Source organism: Streptomyces sp. NPDC031225 (assembly GCF_055570355.1).
This window is the reverse complement of the sequence record NZ_JBVIHJ010000040.1, coordinates 1-20,494: the sequence shown is the minus strand read 5'-3', so window position 1 is coordinate 20,494 and position 20,494 is coordinate 1. Positions and strand designations below refer to the sequence as shown.

At 69.4% G+C, this 20,494-nt stretch carries 13 protein-coding genes, 1 tRNA gene and 1 rRNA gene; 3 read left to right on the top strand and 12 right to left on the bottom strand.

The window, feature by feature from the left end; all coding sequences use genetic code 11:
• The first annotated feature begins 70 nt into the window (after positions 1-70).
• Positions 71-925 (top strand): Fpg/Nei family DNA glycosylase, encoded by an 855-nt coding sequence (locus ACZ48Z_RS41945; RefSeq protein ID WP_468741195.1) that lies wholly within the window; start codon positions 71-73, stop codon positions 923-925.
• Between the two features lie 32 nt (positions 926-957).
• Positions 958-1,722 carry an SDR family NAD(P)-dependent oxidoreductase gene (locus ACZ48Z_RS41940; protein ID WP_468741194.1) on the top strand — a complete coding sequence of 255 codons (765 nt, stop codon included), beginning with the start codon at positions 958-960 and terminating at the stop codon, positions 1,720-1,722.
• 284 nt (positions 1,723-2,006) lie between these two features.
• On the opposite strand, the gene ACZ48Z_RS41935 is transcribed toward ACZ48Z_RS41940, so the two are convergent.
• From ACZ48Z_RS41935 to ACZ48Z_RS41895, 9 genes are all read right to left on the bottom strand, one after another.
• Entirely contained in the window at positions 2,007-2,297 is a 291-nt protein-coding gene (locus tag ACZ48Z_RS41935; protein ID WP_468741193.1) for a hypothetical protein, read from the bottom strand.
• Between the two features lie 207 nt (positions 2,298-2,504).
• On the bottom strand, positions 2,505-2,885 hold the full coding sequence (locus ACZ48Z_RS41930) for a helix-turn-helix domain-containing protein (RefSeq protein ID WP_328750973.1): 381 nt from the start codon (positions 2,883-2,885) through the stop codon (positions 2,505-2,507).
• Between the two features lie 109 nt (positions 2,886-2,994).
• Positions 2,995-3,540 carry a CinA family protein gene (locus ACZ48Z_RS41925; protein WP_468741192.1) on the bottom strand — a complete coding sequence of 182 codons (546 nt, stop codon included), beginning with the start codon at positions 3,538-3,540 and terminating at the stop codon, positions 2,995-2,997.
• Positions 3,537-4,376 (bottom strand): CDP-diacylglycerol--glycerol-3-phosphate 3-phosphatidyltransferase, encoded by an 840-nt coding sequence (gene pgsA / locus ACZ48Z_RS41920; protein ID WP_468741191.1) that lies wholly within the window; start codon positions 4,374-4,376, stop codon positions 3,537-3,539. Before pgsA ends, ACZ48Z_RS41925 begins: the two co-directional genes overlap by 4 nt.
• The gene (gene rimO, locus ACZ48Z_RS41915) at positions 4,373-5,866 is read right to left on the bottom strand and encodes a 30S ribosomal protein S12 methylthiotransferase RimO (protein WP_468741190.1); all 1,494 of its coding nucleotides are present in this window, start codon (positions 5,864-5,866) and stop codon (positions 4,373-4,375) included. Before rimO ends, pgsA begins: the two co-directional genes overlap by 4 nt.
• Before the next feature lie 93 nt (positions 5,867-5,959).
• Positions 5,960-6,796, bottom strand: coding sequence for a helix-turn-helix domain-containing protein (locus tag ACZ48Z_RS41910; RefSeq protein WP_468741189.1), 837 nt, complete (start codon positions 6,794-6,796; stop codon positions 5,960-5,962).
• Between the two features lie 245 nt (positions 6,797-7,041).
• Entirely contained in the window at positions 7,042-9,750 is a 2,709-nt protein-coding gene (locus ACZ48Z_RS41905; protein WP_468741188.1) for a DNA translocase FtsK, read from the bottom strand.
• 134 nt (positions 9,751-9,884) lie between these two features.
• Positions 9,885-10,565: a response regulator gene (locus tag ACZ48Z_RS41900; protein ID WP_468741187.1), complete on the bottom strand. Its 681-nt coding sequence runs from the start codon at positions 10,563-10,565 to the stop codon at positions 9,885-9,887.
• A 244-nt stretch (positions 10,566-10,809) separates the two neighbouring features.
• On the bottom strand, positions 10,810-16,281 hold the full coding sequence (locus tag ACZ48Z_RS41895; RefSeq protein ID WP_468741186.1) for a HAMP domain-containing protein: 5,472 nt from the start codon (positions 16,279-16,281) through the stop codon (positions 10,810-10,812).
• Between the two features lie 395 nt (positions 16,282-16,676).
• Between ACZ48Z_RS41895 and ACZ48Z_RS41890 the strand changes: the two genes are divergently transcribed.
• Complete coding sequence (locus tag ACZ48Z_RS41890) at positions 16,677-19,430, top strand: SpoIIE family protein phosphatase (RefSeq protein WP_468741185.1); 2,754 nt, start codon at positions 16,677-16,679, stop codon at positions 19,428-19,430.
• A gap of 47 nt (positions 19,431-19,477) precedes the next feature.
• Here the strand turns inward: ACZ48Z_RS41890 and ACZ48Z_RS41885 are convergent.
• The 3 genes from ACZ48Z_RS41885 to rrf all read right to left on the bottom strand — a co-directional run.
• Positions 19,478-19,553 (bottom strand) — tRNA-Thr (locus ACZ48Z_RS41885).
• A gap of 73 nt (positions 19,554-19,626) precedes the next feature.
• Positions 19,627-20,289: a DegT/DnrJ/EryC1/StrS family aminotransferase gene (locus tag ACZ48Z_RS41880; RefSeq protein ID WP_468741210.1), complete on the bottom strand. Its 663-nt coding sequence runs from the start codon at positions 20,287-20,289 to the stop codon at positions 19,627-19,629.
• Between the two features lie 114 nt (positions 20,290-20,403).
• A 5S ribosomal RNA gene (rrf, locus tag ACZ48Z_RS41875) occupies positions 20,404-20,494 on the bottom strand; the annotation flags it as partial.

Here is a 20,494-nt window from a genome sequence, read left to right as displayed (position 1 = left end):
GATCCCCGAACGAGGCCGGGGCCGAACGCGCCGCACGCCCCCGTCCCCACCCCCATGCCACCCTTGACCCATGCCCGAAGGAGACACGGTCTGGCAGTCCGCGAGGCGCCTGCACGACGCCCTCGCAGGCAAGGTGCTGACGCGTAGCGACCTCAGGGTGCCGAAATACGCAACAGCCGACCTCACAGGCCGCAAGGTCCTCGACGTCACCCCGCGCGGCAAGCACTTCCTCGCCCGTATCGAAGGTGGCCTGACGCTCCACTCCCACCTGCGCATGGACGGATCCTGGAGGGTGTACGCCGACAACCAGCGCTGGACCGGCGGCCCAACCCACCAGATCCGCGCGATCCTCGGCACCGTTGACCGCACGGCCGTCGGCTACCGCCTCCCCGTCCTCGAACTCCTCCGCACCACCGACGAGCACAGGGCGGTCGGCCACCTGGGCCCCGACCTCCTGGGCCCGGACTGGGACCCCGAGCGCGCTCTCGTGAACCTCCTCCAGGACCCCGCCCGCCCTCTCGGCGAGGCCCTCCTCGACCAGCGCAACCTCGCCGGCATCGGCAATGTCTACAAGAGCGAGCTCTGCTTCCTGCTCGGCGCCACCCCCTGGCTCCCCGTTGGCGCTCTCCCCGCGGACCGCGCCACCCAGGTCCCCGCGCTCGCCAAGAAGCTCCTGGAGGCCAACCGCGACCGCCCGGTCCGCAGCACGACGGGCCGCCGCGGCCAGGACCTGTTCGTGTACGGCCGCGCACCCCGCCCCTGTCTCCGCTGCCACACCTCGATCCGCTCCGCCGACCAGGGCGACGGCTCCCGCGAACGCCCCACGTACTGGTGCCCCCACTGCCAGATCGGCCCGGCACCGCACCCACACCGCAGGGCACCGAGCGGAACACACCCCAGAACCTCACGCCGTACGACTGATTGACGCCCCGTCAGAAACGCTCGTACGGTCGCTCCATGGCCGTCAGCGCGTACGACCTCACCGGACGCACCGCGTTCGTCACCGGCGCAGCGAGCGGTATCGGCCGCGCGTCAGCCGTCCTGTTCGCCGAGGCGGGCGCCACCGTGCACTGCGCGGACCGCGACGAGCAGGGCCTGCACGAGACGGCGACCCTGATCAAGGGCGCAGGGGGCACGGCACACACCCACCCCCTCGACGTCACCGACCGCGAGCAGCTCCGCCGGGCCATCACCTCCTGCGAGCGCCTGGACGCTCTGGCCGCGGTCGCCGGGATCATGCACAGCAGCCCGGTCCTGGAGACGAGGGACGAGGACCTCGACCGCGTCCTGAACGTCAACTTCAAGGGGGTGCTGTACGCCTGCCAGGAGGCGGCCCGCCTGATGCTCGACCGCGGGACGAGGGGCAGCATCGTCACGATGGCCTCCGGCGCCGTGGACACCGGCGGACCTGGGCTGCTCTGTTACGGCGCGGCCAAGGCAGCGGTGGTCCAGCTGACGAAGACCCTGGCCACCGAGGTGGGCCGCTACGGCATCCGGGTCAACGCGGTCGCCCCGGGCTGGATCCGCACCCCCATGACCGACCGCCATGACGAGCAGACGCAGGCTCACACCGAGGCGCTCATGTCCCGCCTGTCCCCCCTGAACCGGGTCGGCGAACCGGAGGACATCGCCCACGCCGTGCTCTACCTGGCCTCGGACGCCTCATCCTTCACAACAGGCCAGATCCTCCGCCCGAACGGCGGAGTGGCAATGCCCTGGTAGCCGCCCCCGTCCCCCAGGACGACCCACCCCACCAGACCAGCACACCCCACCAAACCAACCCTCCCACCGGCCGACTCACCTCACCAGGCCGACCCATCCCACCAAAACCCTCCAAGCGGACCGGCACCCCACGAATCCGACCCTCCCCAGCGAACCGGCCTACCGCACCGGACCGACCCGCCGCGCCAACCCCCTCCACCGGACCGGATGATCACCCCACCCCATCCAACGGACCCACCCCACCGAATCACCCACCCACCGGACGGGCCCCTCCCCCGACCGACTCACCCCACCCCACCAGACCGACCCGTCCCACCAGGCAGACCAGCCTCCGCACTCCTTCCCCCACCCCTCCCCGCCCCCCAAGCGCGACGCCACCGCCCCGCGGCGACCGCCCCCGCCGCCCGCGCCTTCGGCACACAGTGCACCGGCAGCAGGCTCAGCCCCCACCCCCCGGCCGCGACAGCCCCTTCGAGCACCCCGGCGTCCGGCGCCAGCAGCAACCGCGCCATGGCCCACCACCACAGCGCCCCGAGCCCGAGAGTCACCCCCCGGCGCACGATCGGCCCCGCCATGCCGCCACCTCCAGCCCGGACGCTAGACCGCCGTCTCAGCCGTCGGCAGGGCGCACCGAGGGCACACGCACGCACGTGGCACGATCACTGCTCCAAAATGCACGAAAACCCCGGTCGGCGCCTCTCCAGATCACTCGGAGAAGCCCGTCCGGGGCCTCGCACACTTCTTTCAGCGCGCCGTCAGCACGTGGCGGCGCACACTCGGCATCACGCCGCTACGACGTCCACCGCTTCGCTGGGCGCCTTGATGGTCACCCGTTCCGGTGGCACACCCTTCACGGAGACGGCACCCAGCATGGGGCGCACCGGAGCCGACACCGGCGCGCTCGGAGTGGCCGCAGCAGACTGGGCCAGCTCGGCGAGGGCGAGCTCGTCGCTCACTTCCCGCATGAGCTCGGACATCCGTACGTCCAGCGCGTCGCAGATCGCGGACAGCAGCTCGGAGGAAGCCTCCTTCTGCCCCCGCTCCACCTCGGAGAGATAGCCGAGTGAGACTCGGGCGGACGAGGAGACTTCGCGCAGAGTACGGCCCTGGCGTTGGCGCTGCCGACGCAGCACGTCACCCAGCAGGCGACGGAGCAGAATCATCGGTGGCTCCCTCCTCGGACCGCGTAGCCGCATCCTTCACGCCCCACCGTACCGCCTTGCGCCGCGGCCGTGCGGGGAGCGATGTCGTGTTCACTCAGGGCTGCAAACATCAAAACCCCCCGTTCCGTTCCGTATCCTGTGCCCGCTGATTTCCGGGCTGTTCGCCCGCAAGCTCTTCCAGAAGCAGTGCGAGTACGCTCCGTACACTCTCCATACGAATTTCCGCGCGGTCGCCGTTCAACCGCAACGCGGTCACTTTCCCGCCACCGGTTCCCGTGGAAGCGCTCACGGAGGGCCCGTCCACGGCCACGAAAACCGTTCCCACGGGTTTGCCGTCCTGCGGTTCCGGGCCCGCGACTCCGGTCGTCGCGATGCCCCAGTCGGCACCGAGCGCCTTGCGTACGCCGGCCGCCATCTGGGTCGCGACCTGCGGATCCACCGCTCCTCGCTCGTCCAGCAGGGTGGCGTCGACACCCAGCAGCTCGTGCTTCAGTTCGGTGGCGTAGGCGGTCACCGAACCCCTGAACGCCTGGGACGCCCCGGGGACCGCTGTGATTTCCGCCGCAACCAGTCCACCCGTGAGCGACTCGGCGACCGCGAGCGTCTGCCCCTTCACTGTGAGTAGTTGCACCACTTGGGCGGCCGGGGAACTCACGCTTCCGCCTCCTCCAACGCTGCTTCGCGCTCGGCGATTCCCTGCCTGCGCAGCACAATGGCCTGTCTCACATAGTCGAGTCCGGTCACGACGGTCAGGACGACCGCCACGGCCATCACCCAGAACCTCGCCGTGGCCAGCCAGCCCGTCAGGGCCAGGATGTACATCCCTACGGCGATGCCCTGGCTGAGGGTCTTGAGTTTGCCGCCGCGGCTGGCCGGGATCACGCCGTACCGGATGACGAGGAAACGCAGCAGGGTGATCCCCAGTTCCCTGCCGAGGATGACGATCGTCACCCACCACGGCAGGTCGCCGAGACCGGAGAGACAGAGCAGTGCGGCCCCCATGATCGCCTTGTCGGCGATGGGGTCGGCGATCTTCCCGAAGTCGGTGACGAGGTCGTAGGCGCGCGCCAGGTGCCCGTCGAACAGGTCGGTGATCATGGCGACGGCGAAGGCCGCCCAGGCGAACGAGCGCCACGCCGGGTCGTACCCGCCGGCGGCCAGCATCAGGGCCACGAAGCCGGGCACGAGAAGCAGCCGGAGCATGGTCAGCAGGTTGGCGATGTTCCAGACACTGGCCTGGTTGACGGCAGCGGCCGCGATCTTCTTCCCCCGCGCGGGCTTCGCCCCGGAGTCGACGTCGGCGTCCGAAGCGGCTCCGGAAACACCGCCCACCACGGGGACGACGCTCACCAGAGCCTCGGCAGCCGTACCGGAGACCAGGTCCGAAGGGGCGCTCGGAGCCGCGCCGGACGCGGCACCCGGGACCCCGCCCGCCGGTCCGCCCTTCGCGGCGGAGGGGCCACCCGCAGCGGACGCCGGAACTCCGGTCATCTGCCCGCCTCCTCACTCCACGCGAGCGAGCCCTGGAGCGGCTCGGCCACCAGGTCGACACCTTCCGTACCGACCACCTTCGCCTCGACCATACGACCCACGCTCAGACCTTCGCCGCTTGTGAGCAGCACCTGGCCGTCGGTCTCCGGCGCCTGGTGTGCGCCGCGGCCGTACACACCCTCCTCGTCCACCGACTCGACCAGCACGTGCACGGTCTCGCCGACGCGCTCCTCGGCACGCTGCGAGACGAGTTCCTCGGCGAGCCGAGAGATGTGCGCCAGCCGCTCGGCCACGACGTCCTCGTCCAGCTTGTTCTCGTACGTCGCGGCCTCGGTGCCCTCCTCGTCGGAGTACCCGAAGACACCGATCGCGTCCAAGCGCGCGCCGTTCAGGAACCGCTCCAGCTCCGCGAGGTCGGCCTCGGTCTCGCCGGGGAAGCCCACGATGAAGTTGGAGCGCACGCCGGCCTCGGGGGCCTTGCTGCGGACGGTGTCGAGGAGCTCCAGGAAGCGGTCGGTGTCGCCGAAGCGGCGCATCGCGCGCAGCACACCGGGGGCGGAGTGCTGGAAGGACAGGTCGAAGTACGGCATCACCTTGGGCGTGGACGTCAGCACGTCGATCAGGCCGGGCCGCATCTCGGCGGGCTGGAGGTAGCTGACGCGCACCCGTTCGAGGCCGTCGATCGCGGCGAGCTCGGGCAGCAGGGACTCCAGCAGGCGGATGTCGCCGAGGTCCTTGCCGTACGACGTGTTGTTCTCGGAGACCAGCATGATCTCCTTGACGCCCTGCTCGGCCAGCCAGCGCGTCTCGTTCAGGACGTCCGAGGGCCGGCGCGAGATGAAGGAGCCGCGGAAGGACGGGATGGCGCAGAAGGTGCAGCGCCGGTCGCAGCCGGAGGCGAGCTTCACCGAGGCGACCGGGGCCCCGTCCAGACGGCGGCGCAGGGGCGCGCGGGGGCCGGAGGCCGGGGCGAGCCCTTCCGGGAGATCGGCGGGGGGCTGTGCCTCGTCCACGGCCGGTCCGTGTCCGGGCAGGGCGACGGCCGCCGCCGACTCCTGACGCTGGGCCGGGCTGATCGGCAGCAGCTTGCGCCGGTCGCGTGGGGTGTGCGAGGCGTGGACGCCACCGCTGAGGATCGTCTGGAGCCGGTCGGAGATGTCCGCGTAGTCGTCGAAGCCGAGCACTCCGTCGGCCTCGGGGAGGGCCTCGGCGAGGTTCTTGCCGTACCGCTCGGCCATGCAACCCACCGCCACGACGGCCTGGGTTCTGCCGTGCCCCTTGAGGTCGTTCGCCTCCAGGAGGGCGTCGACGGAGTCCTTCTTGGCGGCCTCGACGAAGCCACAGGTGTTGACGACGGCGACGTCCGCGTCCGCGGCGTCCTCCACGAGATCCCAGCCGTCCGCCTCCAAACGGCCTGCGAGCTCCTCCGAGTCCACCTCGTTACGGGCGCAGCCAAGGGTGACGAGTGCGACGGTACGGCGTTCAGGCATGGGCTCAAGACTACTTCGTCCCACTGACACCCCACGTCGACGGGGTTGACCGACCGTGGCCAACCCCGCGGGAACGAAAATCCGGGCAGGCCGTCAGCCGACCTGCGGGTCGCCCTTCGTGTACGTCAGGCGCTCCACGGCGCCCGGCTGCCAGTCGTCGTCGATCTTCTTGCCGTTCACGTACAGCTGGATCGCCCCGGCGTCGCCGAGGACGAGGTTGACCTTCTCGCTGTCCTGGAAGGTCTGGGTGTCGCCCTGCTGGAGCAGTCCGTCGAAGAGGGTCCGGCCGTTGTGGTCCTTGGCGAGGATCCAGCTCTTGCCGTCGGCGGCGCTGATCTGCACGGTGACCTTGTCCTGGGGTGCCGCCGCGATGGCGCTGTCGGACGGCGTCGGCTTCGGGTCCTTGGTGGTCTTGTCTGACTTGGGCGTGGGCGACTTGGTGACGGCGGGCGTGGTGCCGTCGGCGACCTGTACCGTCCCGCCGTCGTCCCCGCCCTTGAAGGCGGTGAACCCGACGAAGCCGACCACGGCGACGATGGCGGCGACCATGGCCGCGGTCCAGTTGGGTCCGCGCCGTTCGGGACGGATGCGTTCCGCCTCGAACAGCGGAGCGGCCGGGGTCGGAGCCGGACGGCCACCGCCGTGATCGGCGGAGAACTGGTCCATGAGGGGGGCCGGATCCAGGTGGACGGCCCTGGCCAGGGTCCTGATGTGACCCCGGGCGTAGACATCGCCGCCGCAGGGGGCGAAGTCGTCCGCCTCGATGGCATGCACGATGGCGATGCGGACCCTGGTGGCGTTGCTGACGTCGTCGACGGTCAGCCCTGCCTCGATCCGCGCCTGTTTCAGGGCTTGACCGACGGAGAGGCGGGCTTCCTGTCGGTCGTCTTCGAACGGACGCTCGTCTTCAGGGGAGTTGCCGATGGACACGGGGGCGCCTTTCGAGCGTTTAAGCCACCTGTGCTGGAGGTTCAGTCTAGGGGGGGTGCGAAAGGGTGGGGCAACCGGGCGGTAGGACTTTGTACGCCATCGGAATGGCCTGACACGCCGATGACGGGGCAGCGGCTTTCCGCTTCCCTCAACTTGACGTACGCCGAAGGGAAACGGTTGCTCAATGATCCCTTACGGGTGAGTCACAATCGAACATCGGTGGCCGCACCCGCTCCGGTCTCCCCTCAAGCCTCCCCGCGGATCACCGCGAGCACTCCGTCCAGCTCGTCAGCCTTCACGAGAACGTCACGAGCCTTGGACCCCTCGCTCGGTCCGACGATCCCGCGGGACTCCATCAGGTCCATCAGCCTCCCCGCCTTCGCGAACCCGACCCGGAGCTTGCGCTGGAGCATGGAGGTCGACCCGAACTGCGTGGAGACGACCAGTTCGGCCGCCTGGCACAGCAGGTCGAGGTCGTCGCCGATCTCCTCGTCGATCTCCTTCTTCTGCTTGGTGCCCACGACCACGTCGTCCCGGAAGACCGGCGCCATCTGGTCCTTGCAGTGCTGGACGACCGCCGCCACCTCGTCCTCGGTCACGAAGGCGCCCTGCATACGGGTGGGCTTGTTGGCCCCCATCGGCAGGAAGAGGCCGTCGCCCTTGCCGATCAGCTTCTCGGCGCCGGGCTGGTCGAGGATGACGCGCGAGTCGGCGAGCGAGGAGGTGGCGAAGGCGAGCCGCGAGGGCACGTTCGCCTTGATCAGACCGGTGACGACGTCCACCGAGGGCCGCTGCGTCGCGAGCACCAGGTGGATGCCGGCCGCACGCGCGAGCTGCGTGATGCGCACGATCGAGTCCTCGACGTCCCGCGGCGCGACCATCATCAGGTCGGCGAGCTCGTCGACGATCACCAGCAGATACGGATAGGTCTTGAGCTCCCGCTCGCTGCCTTCCGGCGTCTTGAGCTTGCCGTCGCGGATGGCCTGGTTGAAGTCGTCGATGTGCCGGTACCCGAACGCCGCCAGGTCGTCGTAGCGCAGGTCCATCTCCCGTACGACCCACTGGAGCGACTCCGCGGCCCGCTTCGGGTTGGTGATGATCGGCGTGATCAGGTGCGGGATGCCCTCGTAGGCGGTCAGCTCCACGCGCTTGGGGTCGACGAGGACCATGCGCACGTCCTCGGGGGTCGCGCGCACCATGATGGAAGTGATCAAGCAGTTAATGCACGACGACTTACCGGAACCGGTGGCTCCGGCGACAAGCACGTGTGGCATCTTCGCCAGGTTGGCCATCACATAGCCGCCCTCGACGTCCTTGCCGAGCGCGACCAGCATGGGGTGATCGTCCTCGGCGGCCGCCGCGAGCCGCAGCACGTCACCCAGGTTGACCATCTCGCGGTCGGTGTTCGGGATCTCGATGCCGACCGCGGACTTGCCGGGGATCGGGCTGATGATCCGTACGTCCGGGCTGGCGACGGCATAGGCGATGTTCTTGGCCAGCGCGGTGATCCGCTCGACCTTGACGGCGGGGCCGAGCTCGACCTCGTAGCGCGTGACCGTCGGCCCGCGTGTGAAGCCGGTGACGGCGGCGTCGACCTTGAACTCCGTGAAGACGTTCGTCAGCGAGGCGACGACGGCGTCGTTCGCCGCGCTGCGCGCCTTGCCGGGGCCGCCGCGCTCGAGGAGGTCGAGCGAGGGCAGGGAGTAGGTGATGTCCCCGGACAACTGGAGCTGCTCCGCGCGAGGGGGCAGCTCACTCGGCGCCTCGGGAGCGGGCTTGGTGAGGTCGGCGACCTCGACCTTGAGCTTCTCCTGCTTGGGCCGCGCGGCCGGGACCGGCGTGGGTACCGGGGTCGTCTCCACCCGGTCCCCCACGCTGACCCCCTGGGTGAGGTCGGCGACCAGCGGCGAGGGCGGCAGGCCGTGCATGACGACGCCGTCCAGGTCCGCCGCGGCGGCCGCGGCGATGTCCACGGCGTCCATCTGCCGGTCCATCGCTGGCTGCGGCACGGCGGACCGCCGGGGGCGGCCACGACGCCGCGAGAGGGCGTCCTGCTCGGCGCCGTCGGGGTCGTACGACTCAGGGGCGGTACCGCGCCTGGCCCCCCGTGCGGGCAGGGCCTCGCGCCACTGGTCGTCGTAGCGCTCGTCGTCGTCCCCGATGTACTCGTCCTCGGCCGGGTCGTGGACGATGCCCAGCCGCACGCCGAGCTCCCGCAGCCGCCGCGGGATGGCGTTGACCGGGGTGGCCGTGACGACGAGCAGCCCGAAGACGGTCAGCAGGACAAGCAGCGGTACGGCGAGGACCTCGCCCATGGTGTACGTCAGCGGGGTCGCCGCTCCCCAGCCGATGAGGCCGCCGGCATCCCTTATCGCCTGCATGCCGTCACTGCGGGCGGGCGAGCCGCAGGCGATGTGGACCTGGCCGAGCACGCCGATGACGAGCGCCGACAGACCGATCACGATCCGGCCGTTGGCCTCGGGCTTCTCGGGGTGCCGGATGAACCGGACGGCGATGACCGCGAGCAGTATCGGCACGAGCAGGTCGAGCCGTCCGAAGGCGCCGGTCACGATGATCTCGACGAGATCACCGACCGGACCGCGGAGGTTCGACCACGTTCCGGCGGCGACGATCAGGCCGAGGCCGAGCAGCAGGAGTGCCACGCCGTCCTTCCGGTGCGCGGGGTCGAGGTTCTTCGCACCCTGCCCTATCCCGCGGAACACCGCGCCCACGGCATGGGCGAGGCCGAGCCAGAGGGCCCGGACGAGCCGGAGGATCCCGCCGGTCGGGCTGGGCGCCGGCTTCGGCGGCAGGGCCTTCTTCGCCGCGGCCTTCCGGACGGGCGCCTTCTTGGCTGGTGCTTTCCTCGCGACGGCCTTCTTCGCCGGACCCTTCGCGGGGGTGGCAGCCTTCTTCGCCGGCTGCTTCTTGGCTGCGGAGGGACGTGAGGCCATAGGTGTGAGATTACCGGTGGAGACGACCGGGGACACGTGTGCCCACTGCTTCACCCGTTCGTGTCGCTCCCGGGGAAGTGCCGAGCTGACGCAGGCTCACCCGCGAGGAGCCGCGAGGACGCCTGCGCCACACGTCAGTTCTGCGAGGGCACCGAGGGAGAATTTCCGGTCCCGGGCTCCAGCGCGTCCAGCGCCCGCCGCAATCCCGTGAGTTTGCGTTCGAGATGGGCCGCGGTGGCCACCGCGGCCGCGTCCGCGGACTCGTCGTCCAATTGCTTGGACAGAGCCTCCGCCTGCTCCTCGACGGCGGCCAGCCGCGCGGACAACTCGGCGAGCAGCCCCGCCGGTTCCTTCGCGTCACCGATCGCCGCCTTGCCGCCGCCCTCCAACTGGAGCCGCAGCAGCGCCGCCTGCTCCCGGAGCTGGCAGTTCTTCATGTAAAGCTCGACGAAGACCGAGACCTTCGCGCGCAGCACCCACGGGTCGAACGGCTTGGAGATGTAGTCCACCGCGCCAGCCGCGTACCCGCGGAAGGTGTGATGCGGACCGTGGTTGATCGCGGTGAGGAAGATGATCGGGATGTCCCGGGTCCGCTCCCGCCGTTTGATGTGTGCCGCGGTCTCGAAACCGTCCATGCCGGGCATCTGGACATCCAGCAGGATGACCGCGAAGTCGTCCGTGAGCAGCGCCTTGAGCGCTTCCTCCCCGGACGATGCCCGCACCAGTGTCTGATCGAGCGCGGAGAGGATGGCCTCCAGCGCCAGCAGATTCTCCGGCCGGTCATCGACCAGGAGGATCTTGGCCTTCTGCACCATGGCCCGCCCTCCTCGCCCCGGATGTGCACCGGGTGCCGCCCCTGGGGACGACTGCCTTTCGCCGCCCGTCCTTGTGCCGGTCATCGTAGCCGCACCCTGTCTGTCGCCACACCCTGTCACCGTGATGTCACTGTGCACGTAGCAGAAACGCAGCGGAAGACCAGAAGGTTCCCCGAATCCCGTACTTCTACACGGCGTCGGGCACCCTGAGTCAACAACTCCGCGTGATCTTCGCTGATTCCCATCACTCCTCCCGCATCCACTGCGCCATCACCGACAACAGGTGATCGGGATCGACCGGCTTGGTCACGTAGTCGGAGGCACCCGACTCGATGGCCTTCTCCCGGTCGCCCTTCATGGCCTTGGCGGTCAGGGCGATGATCGGAAGCCCGGCGAACTGCGGCATCCTGCGGATCGCCGTCGTCGTCGCGTACCCGTCCATCTCGGGCATCATGATGTCCATCAGGACGACCGCCACGTCCTCGTGCTGTTCCAGCACCTCGATGCCCTCACGGCCGTTCTCCGCGTAGAGCACGGACAGACCGTGCTGTTCGAGGACGCTGGTGAGCGCGAAGACGTTGCGGATGTCGTCGTCGACGATCAGCACCTTCTCCCCGCCGAACCGGATGCCCCGGCGCGGCTGCGGCGCGGCCTGGTGCTCCACCGCCGACCACTGGTCCGGTCGGCCGATCTGCTGCTCGAGGGCCGGCGCGGTCCTGCGCCGGCGCCTGAAGAGCGCGGCCGCACCGTTCTGCGTCTCCTGGTACGACCTCACCTCCGCCGGCGTCTCGACGTACACCTCGGACCGCCCGTTCTCCGAGGTGGACGCCACCAGGTCACCGGCCTCCAGGGCGGGCATGGACTGCTGGTAGCCCTGCGGCGGCAGTTCGCTCGGGTGCAGGGGCAGATACAGCGTGAACGTCGACCCTCGTCCCGGCTCGCTCTGCGCATAAATCTCACCGCCGAGCAGCTGCGCGATCTCCCGGGAGATCGACAGCCCGAGGCCGGTACCGCCGTACTTGCGGCTGGTCGTGCCGTCGGCCTGCTTGAACGCCTCGAAGATCACCCGCATCTTGCTGCCCGCGATCCCGATGCCCGTGTCGGTCACGGAGAACGCGATCAGATCGGCGTCCGCGTCGCGCAGCGAGCCGGCTTCGAGCAGCTGCTCCCGGATCGCCACCGGCACATCCCGCCCGGCGGGCCGGATGACCAGCTCGACGGCCCCGGAGTCGGTGAACTTCACCGCGTTGGACAGCAGGTTGCGCAGCACCTGCAGCAGCCGCTGCTCGTCGGTGTGCAGCGTGGCGGGCAGCTCCGGCGAGACCCGGACGGACAGGTCGAGACCCTTCTCCGCGGTCAGCGGCCGGAAGGTGGCCTCCACGTAGTCCACGAGCTGTACGAGCGCGATACGCGTCGGGGAGACGTCCATCTTGCCCGCCTCGACCTTCGACAGGTCGAGGATGTCGTTGATCAGCTGGAGCAGGTCGGAACCGGCCCCGTGGATGGTCTCGGCGAACTCGACCTGCTTCGGGGTGAGGTTGGAGTCCGCGTTGTCGGCGAGCAGCTTGGCGAGGATCAGCAGCGAGTTGAGCGGCGTACGCAGCTCGTGCGACATGTTGGCGAGGAACTCGCTCTTGTAGCGCATCGACACGGCGAGTTGCTCGGCGCGCTCCTCCAGAACCTGCCGGGCCTCCTCGATCTCGGTGTTCTTGACCTCGATGTCCCGGTTCTGCTGGGCCAGCAGCTCGGCCTTCTCCTCCAGTTCGGCGTTGGACGACTGGAGGGCCTTCTGCCGGTTCTCCAACTCGGCGGACCGCTCCCGCAGCTGCTCCGTCAGCTCCTGCGACTGCTTCAGCAGCACCTCCGTCTTGGTGTTGACGGAGATGGTGTTGACGCTGGTCGCGATCATCTCGGCGATCTGGTTGAGGAAGTCCTTCTGGATGTGCGTGAAGGGCGTGAAGGAAGCGAGCTCGATGACACCGAGCACCTTGCCCTCGAACAGCACCGGAAGGACGATCACCTGCGCGGGCGGCGCCTCTCCGAGACCGGAGGAGATCTTCAGGTAGCCGCTGGGCGCGTTCTCCACCAGGATCGTGCGCTTCTCCTCGGCGGCCGTCCCGATGAGCGCCTCGCCCGGCCGGAACGACGTCGGCATGGAGCCCATGGAGTAGCCGTACGACCCGAGCATGCGCAGCTCGTACTGGTCCTCGGCGTCGGCGCCCATGTCCTTGCCGTCGAGGAGCGGCATCGCGACGAAGAACGCGCCGTGCTGCGCGGTCACCACCGGCGTCAGCTCGCTCATGATCAGCGAGGCCACGTCCTCCAGATCCCGGCGACCCTGCATGAGCGCCGAGATGCGGGCCAGGTTGCCCTTGAGCCAGTCCTGCTCCTTGTTGGCGATCGTGGTGTCGCGCAGGTTGGCGATCATCTTGTTGATGTAGTCCTGGAGTTCCTGGATCTCGCCGGACGCGTCCACGTCGATCTTCAGGTTCAGGTCACCCCGGGTCACCGCCGTCGCCACCCGGGCGATGGCACGCACCTGCCGGGTGAGGTTTCCTGCCATTTCGTTCACGGACTCGGTGAGGTCGCGCCAGGTGCCGTCGACGTCACGCACGCGTGCCTGGCCGCCGAGCTGTCCCTCGGTGCCCACCTCGCGGGCGACCCGGGTGACCTCCTCGGCGAAGGACGACAGCTGGTCGACCATCGTGTTGATGGTGGTCTTGAGTTCGAGGATCTCACCGCGGGCGTCGATGTCGATCTTCTTCGTCAGGTCGCCCTTGGCGATGGCAGTGGTCACCATGGCGATGTTGCGCACCTGACCGGTCAGGTTGGACGCCATCTGGTTCACCGACTCGGTGAGGTCCTTCCAGGTGCCGGCCACACCGGGCACCCGCGCCTGGCCGCCCAGGATGCCGTCCGTGCCCACCTCACGGGCCACCTTGGTGACCTGGTCGGCGAACGAACTCAGCGTCTTCACCATGGTGTTGAAGGTGTCCGCGAGCTGCGCCACCTCACCGCGCGCCTCGATCGTCACCGTCCGCGTCAGGTCACCGTTGGCGACCGCCGACGCGACCTGGGAGATGTTGCGCACCTGCACGGTCAGGTTGTTGGCCATCAGGTTGACGTTGTCGGTGAGGTCCTTCCAGATGCCCGTGACGCCGGACGCGTGGGCCTGACCGCCGAGGATGCCCTCCGTTCCCACCTCGCGCGCCACCCGCGTCACCTGCTCCGCGAAGGAGGACAGCTGGTCCACCATCGTGTTGACGGTGCTGACGAGTTCGAGGATCTCGCCCTTCGCGTCGACGGTGATCTTCTTGGACAGGTCCCCCTTGGCGACCGCGGTCGTGACCTCGGCGATGTTGCGCACCTGAATGGTCAGGTTGTTCGCCATGAAGTTCACGGACTGCGTGAGGTCCTTCCAGGTACCGGAGACACCCTGCACCTCGGCCTGACCACCGAGGATGCCCTCCGTACCCACCTCGCGCGCCACCCGCGTCACCTGGTCGGCGAAGCTCGACAGCTGGTCCACCATCGTGTTGAGGGTGTTCTTCAGCTCCAGGATCTCCCCGCGCGCGTCCACGTCGATCTTCTGCGACAGGTCACCCCGCGCCACCGCCGTCGCGACCTGGGCGATGTTGCGGACCTGGGCAGTAAGGTTTCCTGCCATTCCGTTCACGGAGTCGGTCAGGTCGCGCCACACACCGGCGACACCGGGCACCTGGGCCTGGCCTCCCAGCCGGCCCTCGGTACCCACCTCGCGCGCCACCCGCGTCACCTGGTCGGCGAACGCGGAGAGCTGGTCCACCATCGTGTTGAGGGTGTTCTTCAGCTCCAGGATCTCCCCGCGCGCGTCCACGTCGATCTTCTGCGACAGGTCACCCCGCGCCACCGCCGTCGTCACCTGGGCGATCTGCCGCACCTGCGAGGTGAGGTTGCCCGCCATGAAGTTGACGGAGTCGGTGAGCTCCTTCCAGGTGCCAGAGACGCCGTCCACGCGGGCCTGACCGCCCAGCCGGCCCTCGGTGCCCACATCCCGGGCCACCCGCGTGACCTCGGCGCCGAACGCGGACAGCTGGTCCACCATCGTGTTCACGGTGTTCTTCAGCTGGAGCATCTCGCCCGAGACGTCCACGGTGACCTTCTGCGACAGGTCACCATTGGCCACCGCCGTCGTCACCTGGGCGATGTTCCTCACCTGTCCGGTGAGGTTGCGGAACGCCGTGTTGACGGAGTCGGTGAGGTCCTTCCAGGTACCGGCGGCACCGGGCACCTGCGCCTGCCCGCCCAGCTCACCCTCGACACCGACCTCACGCGCCACCCGCGTGACCTCGGCACCGAAGGCCGACAGCTGGTCCACCATCCCGTTGACGGTGTTCTTCAGCTCCAGCATCTCGCCGGCCACGTCGACGGTGACCTTCTGCGACAGGTCACCGTTGGCCACCGCCGTCGTCACGGCCGCGATGTCGCGCACCTGGGTGGTGAGGTTCCGGAAGACCGTGTTCACCGAATCGGTGAGGTCCTTCCACGTCCCCGCCGCACCCGGCACGTTCGCCTGCCCGCCGAGCTGCCCCTCGGCGCCGACCTCGTTGGCCACGCGCGTGACCTCGTCCGCGAAGATCCGCAGCGTCTCGGTCATCTGGTTGATCGTGTCGGCGAGCTGCGCGACCTCACCGCGCGCCGAGACCGTCACCTTCTGCGACAGGTCACCATTGGCGACCGCCGTGGTCACCTGGGCGATCCCGCGCACCTGGGCCGTCAGGTTGCCGGCCATGAGGTTCACCGAGTCGGTGAGGTCCTTCCACACCCCGGCCACGCCGGGCACCTGCGCCTGGCCGCCCAGCTCGCCCTCGACGCCCACCTCGCGCGCGACGCGGGTCACCTCCGAGGAGAAGGACGACAGCTGGTCCACCATCGTGTTGACGGTGTTCTTCAGCTCCAGCATCTCGCCGGCCACGTGAACCGTGACCTTCCGCGACAGGTCGCCCTTGGCGACCGCCGTGGTCACCAGCGCGATGTCCCGCACCTGGGCCGTCAGCCGGTACGCCATCGTGTTGACGGACTCGGTCAGGTCCTTCCAGGAACCCGACATGCCACGCACGCGTGCCTGTCCGCCGAGCTTGCCCTCGGTACCGACCTCGCTGGCCACACGTGTGACCTCGTCGGTGAACGTGGACAGCTGATCGACAAGGTTGTTGACAGTCCGCCCGACCTTCAGGAACTCCCCGCGCAGCGGGTGCCCCGTCCCGTCCGGCGCCTGGGTCCTGAGCTCCATGCGGGGCGACAGATCGCCCTCGGCCACCGCGGACAGCACCCGGCCGACCTCGGAGACGGGCCGTACGAGATCGTCCACGAGTGCGTTGGAGGCGTCGATGGCGGAAGCCCAGGACCCCTCACAGGCACCTGTTTCCAGCCTTTCCGTGAGCTTGCCCTCACGTCCGACCATGCGCCGCACCCGGGACAGCTCACCCGTCAGATGCAGGTTGCGGTCGGCCACCTCGTTGAAGACCGCCGCGATCTCCGACATCACGCCGTCGCCGGACACCGTGAGCCGCTTGCGGAAGTTCCCGTCGCGCATGGACGCCAGCGCCGCCAGCAGTCTGTCCAGGGCGGCCGCGTCCACCGCGGTGGTCCCGCCCCGTGGTGTGCGACGGCCGCTCGGGGACTGTCCGCCCTTCGCGCGCGTCTTTGTGCCCCGCGTCGCTGCGCCAGACTCCACTGTGTCCCTCCCGCAGGGATCGACCGTTACTGCTGTGCTCGGGTGGTGCTGCGCGGCATACCGGTTACTGCCACGTGCTCTGCTTACTACAGCGTTATGTCAACCGGACACACAAAGCCGCACCACGGGCTGCTGCCCGCCATACGTGTAAGCCACTCGGCCTGCCCGAACCTTCTTCAGGAGCCTGCCCAGTGTTTCACCCTGGTTGAACCCGGCCATAACAGTTCGGCAGCTTCGCACATCGTCCGCACACCCTCCGGACGGAAACACTGCAGACCGGCATCCGCACGGACGGCGAAGGTAAGTAACCTTGCATGCGGCTGTCCAGCCGCGCCGGTCCGTCCGGCCTGGGCGGTGGCACGAGCACGAGCGGGCATCGGAGGGCGGCCGCACACATGACCACCGGACTGATCCCCGGGGGACAGAACCCGGACCCCCGGCCGACGGGCACCCTGCCGCAACAGCGGCACGAGCCGGTCGGCCAGGCAGCCCTGCACGTCGACAACCGGTCAAGGAGTTCCGTGATCACCGCGCGCGCGGCAGCCAGCTTCGAGCCCGTCGGACGATCGGTGGCGACTGCCCGCTCCTTCGTCCGCGACACCCTCCAGGGCTGGGGCTTCGCCGACATCGTCGACGACGCGGTGGTCCTCACCAGCGAACTGGTCACCAACGCCGTCGTCCACGCGGGAACCTCCGCGGACGTTCTGTGTCTGCGAAGTGACGACGGTGTGCGGGTCGAGGTGGGCGACCGCTACCCCGAGCGCGAGATCCCCCTCCAGGGCCAGGCCGTCAACATGGGCAACCTGGACCGCGAGGGCGGCCGTGGCCTCCAGCTCTGCGCCGCGCTCGCCAGCCGCTGGGGCGTCGAGTACACCCCCGCCAACAAGCGGGTCTGGTTCCAACTCGACCTCCCCGAACGCACGGTGGGCACCCGCACGGCGGGCCCGGCCCTGCCCGCGGACCTCCTTCCGCTGGCCGACGGCCGCGTCCGCGTCGCCGTCGTCCAGATCGACCGTACGTGCGCCATCATTTCGTGGAACGAGGACGCCGAGGAACTCTTCGGCTACTCCGCCGAACAGGTGATCGGAAAGCCACTGACCGACCTCGCGGCCTGGCCGCACACCCCCGGCACCAGCACCGGCATCGCCGAGGCACTCCAGCTCTCCCGCTGGGAGGGCAGCTACGGCATAAGGGCCGCCAACGGCCGCGTCACCTCCGTGTACGCCTCCCACCTGCGCGTCCGCGACACCGGCGGCGAGCCCTCCACCGTCTGCCTCCTGGTCCGCGATCACGAACGCGCCGTACTCCAGACCCCGTTGCGAGGCCCCGCCTCCGACACGAACTCGTCCTCCGACGGCCAGAACGCCGACCCGTTCGAGGTGTTCATCGGCTCCCCGGCCCCGGACGACCTCGACGGTCTCCTCCAGCGCACGGTCGAACGCGCCCGCGACATGCTCGACGGCGACTCCGCCTTCCTGCTCCTCGCGACCGACGACGAGACCGAGTTGGAGGTCCGCGCCTCCACCGGCCTGCCGTCCGCCCGCCAGCGCTTCGCGCGCGTGCCCGTCGAAGCGGGCCCCGGCCGCTACGGTTCCGCCCGCATGCCCGCGGTCCACGACGACCTTTCGGCGGTCCCGGGCGCCGTTCCCCTGTTGAGGGGCACGGGAATGCGCTCGGTCGTGACGGTCCCCCTGAAGGTGGAGGGCCGCCTCACCGGCTCCCTCGGCGTGGCCGCGGAAGGGCCCGGCAGATACTCGAACGAAGAGGCCCTCCGCCTCCAATTCGCCGCCGATCGTATCGCGTTGGCGGTCGAGTCGGCCCGTCTCGGCGAGCTGGAGCGGCTGCGCCGAGGTTCCCTGAGCTTCCTCGTCGAGGCCTCCGACCTCCTCGCCGGCACCCTGGACCGCGACCAGACGCTGGCCCTCATGGCCCAGATGACCGTCCCGACCCTGGCCACCTGGTGTGCCGTCTACACGATCGCCGACCAGGCCTCGGAGCCCTACCTGTCGTACGTCCTGCACGAGGACGAGGAACTCATCGACGGCATCAAGTCGTTGCTCTCGAAGGTCCCGCCCCCGGACCCGGTCCCCACCCCCGGCGCCCGCGTCTGGTCGGCCCCCGGCGAGGCGGCCCACCATGCGGCCCTGCGCAGCTCCATGCGCAGCCTCGGCCTCACCGGCGGCCCCACTTACCAGGTGGCCTCCGGAATCGGCCCCACACTCGCCACGGCCTCCGCGGTGGGCGGCGAAACCGTCGTCCTCCCCCTGGTCGCCCGCAACCGCGTCATCGGCATGCTGACCCTCGGCAAGCCCACGGACGAACACTTCCGCCAGGAGATCCTGGAACTGGCCGAGGACCTGAGCCGCCGAGCCGCCCTCGCCCTCGACAACGCCCGCCTCTACTCCGAGCGCACCGCCATCAGCCAGGCCCTCCAGCGCAGCCTCCTGCCGCCCGAGCTCCCCGAGATCGACGGCGTCGAGGTCGAGGTCATCTACCGCGCGGCCGGCGAGGGCAACGAGGTCGGCGGCGACTTCTACGACGTCTTCCCCATCAGCGACGGCGCCTACGGCTTCGCCATCGGCGACGTCTGCGGTACGGGCCCGAACGCGGCGGCGGTCACAGGTCTGGCCCGGCACGCCCTGAGGCTGCTGGCCCGCGAGGGTCTGAGCGGCCCGGCGGTCCTGGAGCGTCTGAACTCCGCCATCCTCGACGAGGGCGCCCGCAGCCGCTTCCTGACCCTCCTCTACGGCGAGATGTGGCCTCAGGAGGACGGCAGCGCCCGCCTGAAGGTCGTCTGCGCCGGCCACCCGCTCCCGCTCCGCCTGCGCCAGGACGGCACCGTCGAACCGGCCGCCGAACCCCAGCCGCTCCTCGGCGTCATGGAGGACCTGGAGCTCTACGAGCAGACGGTCACCCTCGACCCGGGCGACGTCCTCCTCTGCGTCACGGACGGCGTCACAGAACGCCGGGAGGGCACCCGCATGCTGGGCGACGACGGCCTCGCCGACGTCCTGACCACCTGCACGGGCCTGACAGCCGGCGCGGTCGCGGCCCGCATCATGCGCGCGGTCGAGCGCTTCGCCTCGGACGCACCCTCCGACGACATGGCCATCCTGGCGATGCGCGTCCTGGCCCCGCACCACGACTGACGGAGAGCACGAAAAAGGCCCCGCCCAAATGGGCGGGGCCTTTTCGATGGAGCCCCCAAACGGAATCGAACCGTTGACCTTCTCCTTACCATGGAGACGCTCTACCGACTGAGCTATAGGGGCCTGTTGCTCTTGAGGTTTCCCTCGCGGCAACGGAATAGATCATACCCCGGGCAGACCCGTGCTCCCAACTCCCTCAGAAGGCAGGCTGAAGCAGTCCCCCGAGCGCATTGCACGCAGCTACGACCCGCTGCATGTCCCGCTTGGTCAGCGAGGCGTCCACCGGCAGGGCAAGCGTCTCGTCAGCGGCGCGTTCGGTCTCGGGCAACACCGCACAGCGCCGAAACTCGGGCAGCCGGTGCACGGGCGTCTTCACCGGCACCCGGCAGTCGACTCCCTTGCCCCGCAGGGCCCGGGCGAACGCATCGCGGTCCGGCCGGCCATTACCCGGAACCCGCACCACGTATTGCTGGTAGGTGTGCCCGTCCCCACCATCGGGCGTGCGGACTCCGCGCAGCTTCCCGTCGAGATAGCAGGCCCGCTCCCGACGCTGAGCGACCTCGTCGTACGGCGCCTCGGACTCACCTTCCTGCAACACCAACAGCCCGTGCCGCTGCCCGACGGCGAGGAGCCGCGCCATGTCGGCCGGCCGCCCGAAGCGGTGTACGACAACAACGGCCGAGGTCCGCGGAGTCAGGGCCGCTTCGACAGCGGCCGCATCGAGACAGTAGGTCACCGGATGTATGTCCGCGAAGACCGGAAGCGCCCCCGCGAGTGTCACCGCCTCGGCAACCTCGACGTTCCCGAAGGCCGGTACGACGACCTCGTCGCCGACTCCGACACCGGCGGCCCTGAGCATTGCAGCAGTACCCATGCATCGGATGGTGGTTGCGCAACGTGAACTGCAAGTGACGCAAAAAGAAAAAGGGTTGGACCCCGAACCGAAGTTCAGGATCCAACCCTTTCAATAATTGTTCGGCGGTGTCCTACTCTCCCACAGGGTCCCCCCTGCAGTACCATCGGCGCTGTAAGGCTTAGCTTCCGGGTTCGGAATGTAACCGGGC

Excerpts from the sequence above, each read along its gene's own strand:
- ACZ48Z_RS41945 (WP_468741195.1), top strand. The coding sequence starts at position 71 with ATGCCCGAAGGAGACACGGTCTGGCAGTCCGCGAGGCGCCTGCACGAC.
- ACZ48Z_RS41940 (WP_468741194.1), top strand. The coding sequence starts at position 958 with ATGGCCGTCAGCGCGTACGACCTCACCGGACGCACCGCGTTCGTCACC.
- ACZ48Z_RS41935 (WP_468741193.1), bottom strand. The coding sequence starts at position 2,297 with ATGGCGGGGCCGATCGTGCGCCGGGGGGTGACTCTCGGGCTCGGGGCG.
- ACZ48Z_RS41930 (WP_328750973.1), bottom strand. The coding sequence starts at position 2,885 with ATGATTCTGCTCCGTCGCCTGCTGGGTGACGTGCTGCGTCGGCAGCGC.
- pgsA (WP_468741191.1), bottom strand. The coding sequence starts at position 4,376 with ATGACCGGAGTTCCGGCGTCCGCTGCGGGTGGCCCCTCCGCCGCGAAG.
- rimO (WP_468741190.1), bottom strand. The coding sequence starts at position 5,866 with ATGCCTGAACGCCGTACCGTCGCACTCGTCACCCTTGGCTGCGCCCGT.
- ACZ48Z_RS41905 (WP_468741188.1), bottom strand. The coding sequence starts at position 9,750 with ATGGCCTCACGTCCCTCCGCAGCCAAGAAGCAGCCGGCGAAGAAGGCT.
- ACZ48Z_RS41900 (WP_468741187.1), bottom strand. The coding sequence starts at position 10,565 with ATGGTGCAGAAGGCCAAGATCCTCCTGGTCGATGACCGGCCGGAGAAT.
- ACZ48Z_RS41890 (WP_468741185.1), top strand. The coding sequence starts at position 16,677 with ATGACCACCGGACTGATCCCCGGGGGACAGAACCCGGACCCCCGGCCG.
- ACZ48Z_RS41880 (WP_468741210.1), bottom strand. The coding sequence starts at position 20,289 with ATGCTCAGGGCCGCCGGTGTCGGAGTCGGCGACGAGGTCGTCGTACCG.